The organism is Cryobacterium sp. MP_3.1 (assembly GCF_035984795.1).
GTDB lineage: Bacteria > Actinomycetota > Actinomycetes > Actinomycetales > Microbacteriaceae > Cryobacterium > Cryobacterium zongtaii.
Window position 1 is genome coordinate 146,670 of the sequence record NZ_JAXCHV010000007.1, and the last position, 9,650, is coordinate 156,319.

The following is a 9,650-nucleotide window of genomic DNA, read 5'->3' on the forward strand; positions in this document are numbered from 1 at the left end:
GGCGCGTGGCGCCGGCGGCCTACCTAAGCTTCACACTCATCGTCATACGCTTCGGCAATGACTGCCGAGTGGGATTCGCCCGACTCGGCCGCACAATTCAGACAAAGGAGTCGATGTGCTCGTCATCCTCGGATTCACCATGATCCTCACCTTCATGGTGCTCATCATGACCAGGCGGCTCACGCCGATGGTCGCCCTCATCCTCGTCCCCACGATCTTCGGTCTCTTTGCCGGCGCCGGTCTGGGTCTCGGCGACATGATCATCGAGTCGATCGGGGATCTCGCCCCGACGGCGGCGCTGCTCATGTTCGCGATCATGTTCTTCGGCATCATGATCGATGTCGGGCTGTTCGATCCCCTCATTCGGTTCATCACCCGCTTCCTCGGCAATGACCCGGCCAAGGTCGTTCTGGGCACGGCGATCCTGGCCGGCGCGGTGTCGCTCGACGGCGACGGGTCGACGACCTTCATCATCACCACCTCGGCGATGCTGCCGATCTACCTGCGGATGGGCATGAGCCCGGTCGTGCTCACCTGTGTTGCCGGCCTGATGAACGGCACTCTCAACATCGTGCCGTGGGGTGGCCCCACCGTGCGGGCCGCCTCGGCTCTCGGCGTTTCACCGACCGACATCTTCGTGCCGATGCTGCCCTCTCTGGCGACGGGCCTCATCATCGCGCTGGCGTTCGCCTGGTTCCTGGGCCTCGCCGAGCGCAAGCGCATCGGCTCGCTCGAGTACTCCCCCACTGCCCTGGCGGATGCCGCACCGATGGCGGCACCGAGTTTCTGGCGCGGACTCTTCGGCGGCAACCGCGTCGTACGCGGCACTGAGGTTCGGCCGGGGGCAGCGGCAACGCTCTCGACGACCGGCATCCTGACGGTGCGCCCAGGCCAGCGGATGCCGGCAGGGCAGACCGCCCTGGCCGAGCAGAAGGTTCTCGAAGACGAACACGACACCATGATGGCCGACACGATGCTCAGTGCAGATCGGCCGACGCTGCGGCCCAAGCTGATCTGGGTGAACTTCGCGTTGACCGTCGCCGTCATGGTGCTGCTCGTGCTCGATGTCATGCCCCTGGCCTACATCTTCATGGTCGGCACCGCTGTGGCCCTGATGATCAACTTCCCCAAGCTCCGCAGCCAGGCCGACGAGATCGTCGCGCACGCCCCCAGCATCGTCGGCGTCGTCTCGATGGTGCTTGCCGCCGGCGTCCTGGTCGGTGTGCTGAACGGTACCGGAATGGTGACGGCCATGGCCGACTGGGTGGTCCAGGTCGTACCGGCCTCGATGGGTGAGTACCTGGCGGTCATCACCGGAGTGCTCTCCATTCCAATGACCTTCTTCATGTCCAACGACGCGTTCTACTTCGGCATCCTGCCCGTGCTCGCCGAGAGCGCGGCGACCTACGGCATCGACCCCGTCGAGATGGCCCGCGCCTCGATCATCGGTCAGCCTGTTCACCTGCAGAGCCCGCTGGTGCCGGCCATCCTGCTGCTCGTCTCGCTCGCCAACGTCAACCTCGGCGACCACCACAAGAAGGTGCTCTGGCGGGCGTGCGTGGTGTCGCTGGTGATGCTGCTCGTCGGCGTGCTCGTCGGCGCGGTGCCGTTCGGTTAGGGGCGCCTCCCGGCGTTGGCGGGCGAGGTGCAAGCCCCAGGATTAATCCAGGCTATTCCGCTCCCGAAACCGGGGGTGTCTTCACTCGATGCTCGCTGTGATCCTCAAGGTCTGGCTCGGCCCGCAGAGCGTCGGCGATCTCTTCCTCCGGACGCGGCGCGATTGTCTGGTCGGCCTCGAGCTCCGGGACGGAAGGCTCATCGGGGCTGGGAATGTGAGTCTTCTTGCCTCCCAGACCCGGCACCGACGTGACTTGTGTCATCCAGGCCGCGATCTGGCGTTCGTCGAGGTCGTCCACTGATGCAAGCTCCACACCCCGCGTTGACTTGCCCATCCCCACCGGCGTCACCGGCGGTACCGGCTCGAGCGCCGCGCCATTGATGAACATGAGCTTCACATGGCCGGCGAAGCCGCCGGAGCTGAAGCACCAGCCGTCGCCGACGCCGTAGTACGCCATGCCCCACTTCACGGAGCGCTGGAGGTTGGGCAGCGTCGTGGCCGCCAGTGCGTCGACTGCTTCGGCGATGCCGCGCTGTGGCTGCGGCAAGCTGGCGAGGTAAGCGAACACCGGTTTGTCGCCGACCGCCGCTTTGGCGGGGCTGGCCCGGCCGGTCATGGCATCCGGGAGTGTCCAGGCGGACTCGTCGGGTGCCGACGTGCCCGTCGCCGGTTGGGCGTCGCTCTTGCCAGAGTCCGTACTGTCCATGGCGCGATGATAGTCCTCCCACCAACGGCCACACAGACGAGCTCTTCGGCGGCCCGCACTGTTCGAAGGGAGGAAGATTGACGTTGTGAAGATTCTCTCGATTCAGTCGGCCGTCGCGCACGGCCACGTTGGCAACTCCGCAGCGGTATTCCCCCTCCAGCGCATCGGGGTCGAGGTGCTGCCGGTCAACACCGTGAACTTCTCCAACCACACGGGGTACGGTGCGTGGCGCGGATCCCTCATCACCCCCGAGGACGTGCACGACGTCATCCTCGGCATCGAAGAACGTGGGATCCTCCCCCAGATCGACGTCGTGCTCTCCGGTTACCAGGGGGGCACCGGCATCGGCGACGTCATCGTGGATGCGGTGCAGCGGGTGAAGGCGGCGAACCCCTCGGCCATCTACGCGTGTGACCCCGTAATGGGCAACGCGAAGTCCGGGTGCTTCGTGGCGCCCGAGATCCCCCACCTCCTGCGGGATCGTGTGGTCCCCGTGGCCGACATCATCACTCCGAACCAGTTCGAGTTGGGATTCCTCACCGGAACCGAACCATCGACGATGGACTCGACCCTCGACTCCGTCGACCTCGCCCGGGCCATGGGACCAAGCACCGTGCTCGTGACGAGCGTGGAGCGGCCCGACCGTGAGGCCGGCACCATCGAAATGCTCGCAGTGGATGCCGCGGGCGCGTGGATCGTGCAGACTCCCCATTTGCCTTTCAAAGCGAACGGATCGGGTGACGTCACCGCGGCACTCTTCTCGGCACACTACCGCGCGACAGGTGACGCCGCCGTAGCGCTGGAACGCACCGCGTCCAGCGTCTTCGATCTCATCGAGCTGACGTATCGGTCGGGTGAGCGTGAACTGCAGCTCGTGCAGGCGCAGAACTTCTACGCGCATCCGCGCATGCAGTTCTCCGCCCAGCGCGTGCGCTGACGAGGCACACGAGCAGGCTCTATCGCGGGGTGCGGATGCCGTCGCGGCGCTTGATGGTCTGGCCGCCGGTCGGGTAGACGCGGATCGGACCGGTGACGCTGAACTCGTCCTCCCAGCACTCGATGCCGGCCACGTCGGGAAAGAGCGCGCGGGTGAACACCGGGTCGCGGCCCTCTCGTCCTTGGCGGGTGTAGTCCTTGAGCAACCGGAACGCGATGCCGGAGAGCAGACCGATGGCGATGAGATTCGTGAGTGCCATGAGACCCATGACGCCGTCCGCGAAGTTCCAGATCAGGTCGGCGCCCGATACCGACCCCACGAGCACCGCGCCCACGACGAGCACCCGGTACGCGGTGAGCACCCCGCGCCGCTTGGTGATGAACTGGATATTCGACTGGCCGTAGTAGTAATTGCCGAGGATCGAGGAGAACGCCAGCATGAAGATGATCACGCTCAGCGCGATGTTCGACCACGCGCCCAGAGTGCCCACCAGCGCGCCCTGAGTGAGACCGATCCCTCGTTCTGCTCCCGCCAGGTCTGGTACCGACACGAGGATGATGAACGCCGTGATGGAGCACACCAGGAAGGTATCGAAGTAGACCCCGAGGGTCTGCACGAGGCCCTGCTTCACGGGATGGGTGACCGCGGCACTCGCCGCCGCGTTCGGCGCAGACCCCAGGCCCGCCTCGTTGGAGAACATGCCGCGCTTGACACCGGTGAGGATGATGTACCCGAATGCGGCACCGACGACCTCGTTGAACCCCCACGCCGATGTGAAGATCTCGGCGAAGACCGGGCCGACTCGGTCGAGATGCAGAGCCACGACCACGAGTCCGAGCAGCAGATACGCGAGCGCCATGATGGGCACGAGCACCTGGGTGACGTGGGCGATCCGCCTGACTCCACCGAAGACGACGAGGCCGGTCAGTACCGCGATCCCCACGCCGATCGCCCACGGCAGCCAGGGCACATCCCCGCCGATGCTCGCGGTCACCGTCGCCGAGATCGTGTTGGCCTGCAACGAGCTGAACGCGAACGGGAAACAGACGATGAGGATGACCGCGAACCACACGCCCAGCCAGCGGGCCTTGAGTCCACGTTCCATGTAATAGGCGGGCCCACCGCGAAAGCCCTCGGCGTCCCGCACCTTGAAGAGTTGTGCCAGCGAGGACTCGATGAAACTCGACGCTCCCCCGACGAACGCCATCATCCACATCCAGAACACCGCCCCGGGTCCTCCGACCGCGATCGCCGTGCCGACACCGGCGATGTTGCCGACCCCCACTCGCGACGCCGCCGAGATTGTGAAGGCCTGGAACGCCGAGATCGACTGCGGCTCACCCGCCGCCGTCTGGGGCGTCTTATCGGTCAGCGTCCGGAACATGTCCGGAATGAGCCGGAACTGCACCACCCCGGAGCGGACGGTGAAGTAGATCCCCAGGCCCACAACGACCGGCAACACGATCCAGGTCCACAGATTGTCGCCCCAGGTCAGCAGCCACTCGTTCACAGAATCCATCTGGCAAGTATGGCGAACATGCCCCCCAAACGGGAAACCAGGTCCCAACCAGTGGATTCGGTGGAACGTGCTAGGACTCCGAGGGCTCCATGGGCAGTTCGGCTCCGTAGTTCCACGACAAGATGGCCGGCTGCTCGCGGTAGTAGCTGAGCACGGAGACTGATCCAGCATCCAGCGTGATTTGAGCACCGAATCGAGGGGCCAATCTCAGGTATACGGCGGTCAGGATGCGCAGGAAATGGCCGTGCGCGATCAGGGCGACATCTCCCTCCACCATCGCAGGCAGCACCCGCGTGAGCACCCGCGATGCGCGGGCGGCGACCTCCTCGACCGTCTCCCCGGGCGTCTCACCACGAATCACGCCGTGGGTGAATGCGCTCCAGTTGTAGCCGAGCTCGCTGCGGATGTCGCGCGTCGTACGCCCCTCGTACCCGCCGTAGTCCCATTCGACGAGAAGCGGATCGACGTCGGCATGCAGGCCCGCGAGCTCGGCAGTGCGTCGCGCACGCTGCAGCGGCGAGGTCAGCACGAGCGAGAAATCGTAGTCGGCCACCAACTTGCCCGCGCCGCGGGCAAGTTCCTCTCCCCGGGCCGTGAGCGGAACATCCGTGAGCCCTGTGTGTTTGCCGCTCTTCGACCAGTCCGTTTCCCCATGGCGCAAGAGAATCAGCTTCCCTGACGGGTTATCCGGAGCGGGGTGGTCGGGCAGCGGATCGATTGTAGACATACGGCCACAGTAGTATCGCTCCCCGGATTTGATGCCGAGCTGGTGCGTGACGACGTGGGACAAGCGGTTCAACGGCTCATACAGGAGCCAGGCGCTTAGCTCGGGGGCGTGAGGGATGCAGTCCGGAGCCAAGCACGAAGGCGCCCGCGGGCGTTCACGTAGGGCGAGGATGAGTTCAGCGAAATCATGCGTCCCATTGTCCATTTGCCGTACCACTGGCGCCCATACAGCTCGGCGTCGGTGTAGTTCTCGATGAGTGCCAGGAGATTGTCCTTGGCACCGACCAGGTGGGCCCTGAGCTCGTCCCACGTCTCGTTGCGGTAGGCGTCGTAATAGCGCTGGGCGAGCAAGCCAAGCTCGTTCCATGTGATGCCGGCGGCGGGCAGCTCATCGGGTAGCCCGGCTGCGCGGCGTGCGTGCCAGGTGGCGACCTGCTCGTTCCAGCCGATCAGGTAGGAAACCAGTTCAGCAGGACTCATCATCGTGCCTTTCGCATGCCCCGGAAGGACCTGGTCGTAGACGAGCGACGGTGGGACCCGATCGAGATCGGCCTCGAGCTGTGCGAACGTGGTGCCGATCGCGGCCACAAGATCTGCCTTCGAGGTCGGAACGGCCATGGTTTCCCTCTCGCAGATACGCCTGTGGTCATACGGTAAAGAGTTACAACTGCACTCTTTCACGAGAATTCGCCGTGGCGAGAGGGTCTAAGGACCCGCTGCGTGCCGACTAGCGCTGCGTTGTAACAGTCCGCGTTTCCGCCACAGGCGCAAGGCGTTAGCCTGCCATCAGTGATACTTCCTTTCTCTCTGTGACCCAGAGACCTTTCAGCGACACCAGTTCGCTCCTCGAACGAGGGACGGTGTTTTCGTGCGCCCGGAAAGGGAGCTCCTTGCGGAGTTCCCCTGCACCCTGGCCCCCTCTCGAAACCACCTCAGAAAGACCGTTCACTCATGACGTCCACCGACTCTTCCGACGCGACCGCTGACGACCGCTCAACCCTCCGCGCGAACTGCGCTGACTGCTTCGCACTCTGCTGCACAGCTCTCGGCTTTCACAGGTCCGCCGACTTTCCGATCGACAAGCCGGCGGGCACCCCGTGCCTGAATTTGGCAGACGATTTTTCCTGCTCCATCCACCACTCCTTGCGCGCACGGGGCTTTCGCGGGTGCACCGTATTCGATTGCTTCGGTGCGGGCCAATACGTGTCGCAGAATCTGTTCGGCGGAACAAGCTGGAGGGAACGCCCCGACACGAGCGCCGAGATGTTCAGTACTTTCGCCGTTATTCGGCAACTGCACGAGATGCTCTGGTACCTCGCCGAGGCCGCAGAACGGGCTCCGTCCCCGGAACTCTCAGGGCCGGTGGCCCACCTTCGGCGCGAAATCCAGCGAGCCCTGGACGGCGACGCGTCAGAGATACTCGCGACGGATGTCGAGCGGATTCGCTTAGAAGTCCGGCAAACGTTGATCGATGTGAGCGAGGAGGCGCGCGGCGGCTATGCCGCCGGTGCCGAAGCCGACCTGAGCGACTACCTGCATCCGTCCGCGGATCTGGTCGGCGGCGACTTGCGATCGATTCGTCTGTGCGGAGCTGATCTCCGCGGCGCCTACCTCATCGCCGCGGATCTTCGACGAGCCGATCTGGCGGGGGTTGACGTGCTCGGTGCAGATTTGCGCGACGCGCGGCTCGAGGGTGCGGACCTATCGAGTGCTCTGTTTCTCACCCAATCACAAGTCGATGCAGCTCAGGGTGACGGGACAACCATCCTGCCGGCTGCGCTCAGTCGGCCGCGGCACTGGCTCGCCTAGGCGCTCGGACGTATTGCGGCTCTGAGAAGTGGGTGGGCGACATAGGATCGACGACATGACCCGTGTCATCTTCATGTGTGGCCCGGCTGGGTCGGGCAAGTCCACGGTTGCTCGCCAACTAGAGTCCGGCGGCATGACACGGCTGTCCTTCGACGAGGAGGCTTGGCGCCGGGGAATTCGTTCCCAACCCTTGGCCGAGGATGTCAGGCGCGAGATCGAAAGCCACCTGATGCAGAAGCTTCTCGACCTAGTGAGCACCGACTCAGACGTGGTGCTGGACTATTCCTTTTGGTCACGGCGCATGCGCGAGGAATACCGTGCCATCATCCGTCCGTTGGGTGTCGAGCCGGAGACGTTCTATCTCGCGACGCCACGAAGTGTGGTCCTGGCTCGTGTCTGTGCTCGAGCGGGATACGAAGCGAATGACGTTCAGCTGCCCGATCATTTGGCGGCCGCCTACTTCGATAACTTCGAGATCCCCACCCCTGATGAGGGGCCTTTGACCGTCATCACCTAAGCACGATGCCTTCACCTGGATGGCGGTTGAGGACCCTTGTTGGAGTTCCAAACTAGCCCGCAGGCTCGTCCGTCTGCGTCGACCGCGACGCCGCGCACGTCAGAGGTATGCCGAGTTTTTCAGAGTACGTGTTGCCGAATATCGGCACGGTTGGGGAGGTGTGTTTCGAGTCGAGCAGTGGTTTAGTCCGCACCTGAGTGTGACGCAGAAGATCGTGGTTGACCACGACCGGGATGTTTCGCTGTACCGTGCCGCGAAACAGAAGATCGTGGTTGACCACGAGCGGGATGTTTCGCTGTACCGTGCCGCGAAACAGAAGATCGTGGTTGACCACGAGCGGGATGTTTCGCTGTACCGTGCCGCGAAAATGGGGCGCATACCCGGTGACGGGTTCCTTCTGACTTGGGGCGATCGTCAGATCCCGTTCGAATCGCTCTCTTCGCAAGTGAGTGACCCCGTGGGTGGCGAGTCATATTACTTGGTCAAGTTCACGGCTTTCGGTGTCAGCGCGGCGGTCGAATTGCGCACGAAGGTGAACTTGTACAGGTTCGGCAGCGATGAGGAACTGGCGACGGCGAGGCGGCTCGCTGCGGAAGCGCTGCTGGTCTACGGGTTAAGCTGCAACGGCCCAACCTACCCCGACGGGGAGAACCGGGTTGAGCTCCATGGGGTCGAGTTACGGCTGATCGATTTTGGCATTGAGGGTGCGTCCGCGTGAGCCACGTGATTGATCGAGGGGATAAGTGATTGCAAACTTTCGTTGGTAGACGCAATTGAGCAGCTCAGCAAAATGATCCAGAAGCAGAAAATCACTCCTGAGAATCCTCAGGAGCGACTTCTTTTGTTACGACCGGACGGCCACAGGCACGTGGCCTGACTGGATGGATGAATGGCAGATCCCGTTCGCGGAGACCATCGACCGGGCGAAGAAGTACGTGGTGTCGAGCACACTGCGCAGGGTCGATTGGAATGCCGAGCTGGTGCGAGGCGACTTGGCACAATCGGTTCAGCAGCTCAAGGAGGAGTCAGGCGAGGGCATATGGGGCGGTGGCATAACGCTCCCCCTGGCGTTGGCAAATCTGGGGTTGATCGACGAGTACGAGTTCCTTATGCAGCCGGTCCTTGCCGGACATGGGCCGACGTTGCTTGCCGGTCCGCGTGAGCGAATCCAGCTCGAACTCGTGGACGGCCATAAGCTCCGATCGGGAGCAGTCGCCGTGCACTATCGGCTCACGCGAGTATCGGCTTGACCCGAAGATCTTGTCGCCCGACGACGGTACTGTCGGCATAACGCTTGTCTCACCCGACTGGAGCACCCACCGAGAGCTCAGAAAGATGTCCCTCCCACAAATGCCCTACTCAGGATGGCATTGGCAGCTTCGGCCAAATCGCAATCAGCAGATCTCGGTCGAGGATCTGGACCTGGTCGACGGTGCGCCCCTCCTGGATGGTGGCCTACGCCAATCAAGTCCCCCTCGTTGGACACGTCGAAGTTAGGCTTCGGCACGCAGTACACCCACGGTGGCAGCTGCACACTGCCATTGGCCGATGCAGCTCGTCGAAACCCGCTGGCGCGTCGTACGGGTTGACGTTTTGGGTGCGGACCTTCTTCGCAGGCGCGGGGAGCCAGGTCGGTGACATGTGTCCAGCGTATCGAGGTGGGTTAAAAGCTTCGATAACCAGCTTTCGGTCACTAAGATCTCGGCAACGAGTTTTGAACAAGTGAGTATTTGAGGCTTTGAGAGCCACCCGATCGTGCCGTTCAGAGCCAGCGATCGTGCGGAAGAGAGCCAGTGGCGGTGTGTCTGGGAGCCACCG

9 protein-coding genes and 1 pseudogene are annotated in these 9,650 nt (G+C 63.5%); 6 read left to right on the forward strand and 4 right to left on the reverse strand.

Annotation, left to right across the window (positions count from 1 at the left end):
• Positions 1-139 precede the first annotated feature (139 nt).
• A complete protein-coding gene (locus RCH12_RS06920; RefSeq protein WP_442784565.1) occupies positions 140-1,618 on the forward strand; it encodes a CitMHS family transporter in 1,479 nt (492 codons plus the stop codon).
• 52 nt (positions 1,619-1,670) lie between these two features.
• Here RCH12_RS06920 and RCH12_RS06925 read toward each other — a convergent pair whose 3' ends face one another.
• Positions 1,671-2,324: a DUF1801 domain-containing protein gene (locus RCH12_RS06925; RefSeq protein ID WP_327016440.1), complete on the reverse strand. Its 654-nt coding sequence runs from the start codon at positions 2,322-2,324 to the stop codon at positions 1,671-1,673.
• An 85-nt stretch (positions 2,325-2,409) separates the two neighbouring features.
• Here RCH12_RS06925 and pdxY point away from each other — a divergent pair, with 85 nt between their 5' ends.
• Complete coding sequence (pdxY, locus tag RCH12_RS06930; protein WP_327016441.1) at positions 2,410-3,261, forward strand: pyridoxal kinase PdxY; 852 nt, start codon at positions 2,410-2,412, stop codon at positions 3,259-3,261.
• 19 nt (positions 3,262-3,280) lie between these two features.
• Here pdxY and RCH12_RS06935 read toward each other — a convergent pair whose 3' ends face one another.
• The 3 genes from RCH12_RS06935 to RCH12_RS06945 form a co-directional block, all read right to left on the reverse strand.
• Complete coding sequence (locus RCH12_RS06935; RefSeq protein ID WP_327016442.1) at positions 3,281-4,780, reverse strand: alanine/glycine:cation symporter family protein; 1,500 nt, start codon at positions 4,778-4,780, stop codon at positions 3,281-3,283.
• A 70-nt stretch (positions 4,781-4,850) separates the two neighbouring features.
• Positions 4,851-5,507: a histidine phosphatase family protein gene (locus tag RCH12_RS06940; RefSeq protein WP_103432476.1), complete on the reverse strand. Its 657-nt coding sequence runs from the start codon at positions 5,505-5,507 to the stop codon at positions 4,851-4,853.
• A gap of 95 nt (positions 5,508-5,602) precedes the next feature.
• Positions 5,603-6,124 (reverse strand): ClbS/DfsB family four-helix bundle protein, encoded by a 522-nt coding sequence (locus RCH12_RS06945; protein WP_327016443.1) that lies wholly within the window; start codon positions 6,122-6,124, stop codon positions 5,603-5,605.
• Positions 6,125-6,457: 333 nt separating this feature from the next.
• On the opposite strand from RCH12_RS06945, the gene RCH12_RS06950 reads away from it, so the two are divergent.
• The 4 genes and pseudogenes from RCH12_RS06950 to RCH12_RS06965 form a co-directional block, all read left to right on the forward strand.
• A complete protein-coding gene (locus RCH12_RS06950) occupies positions 6,458-7,315 on the forward strand; it encodes a pentapeptide repeat-containing protein (RefSeq protein WP_327016444.1) in 858 nt (285 codons plus the stop codon).
• A 55-nt stretch (positions 7,316-7,370) separates the two neighbouring features.
• Complete coding sequence (locus RCH12_RS06955; protein WP_207795554.1) at positions 7,371-7,832, forward strand: AAA family ATPase; 462 nt, start codon at positions 7,371-7,373, stop codon at positions 7,830-7,832.
• A 199-nt stretch (positions 7,833-8,031) separates the two neighbouring features.
• Positions 8,032-8,550: a hypothetical protein gene (locus RCH12_RS06960; RefSeq protein WP_327016445.1), complete on the forward strand. Its 519-nt coding sequence runs from the start codon at positions 8,032-8,034 to the stop codon at positions 8,548-8,550.
• A gap of 133 nt (positions 8,551-8,683) precedes the next feature.
• A pseudogene (locus RCH12_RS06965) lies at positions 8,684-9,082 on the forward strand (dihydrofolate reductase family protein); the annotation flags it as partial.
• Positions 9,083-9,650 lie beyond the last annotated feature (568 nt).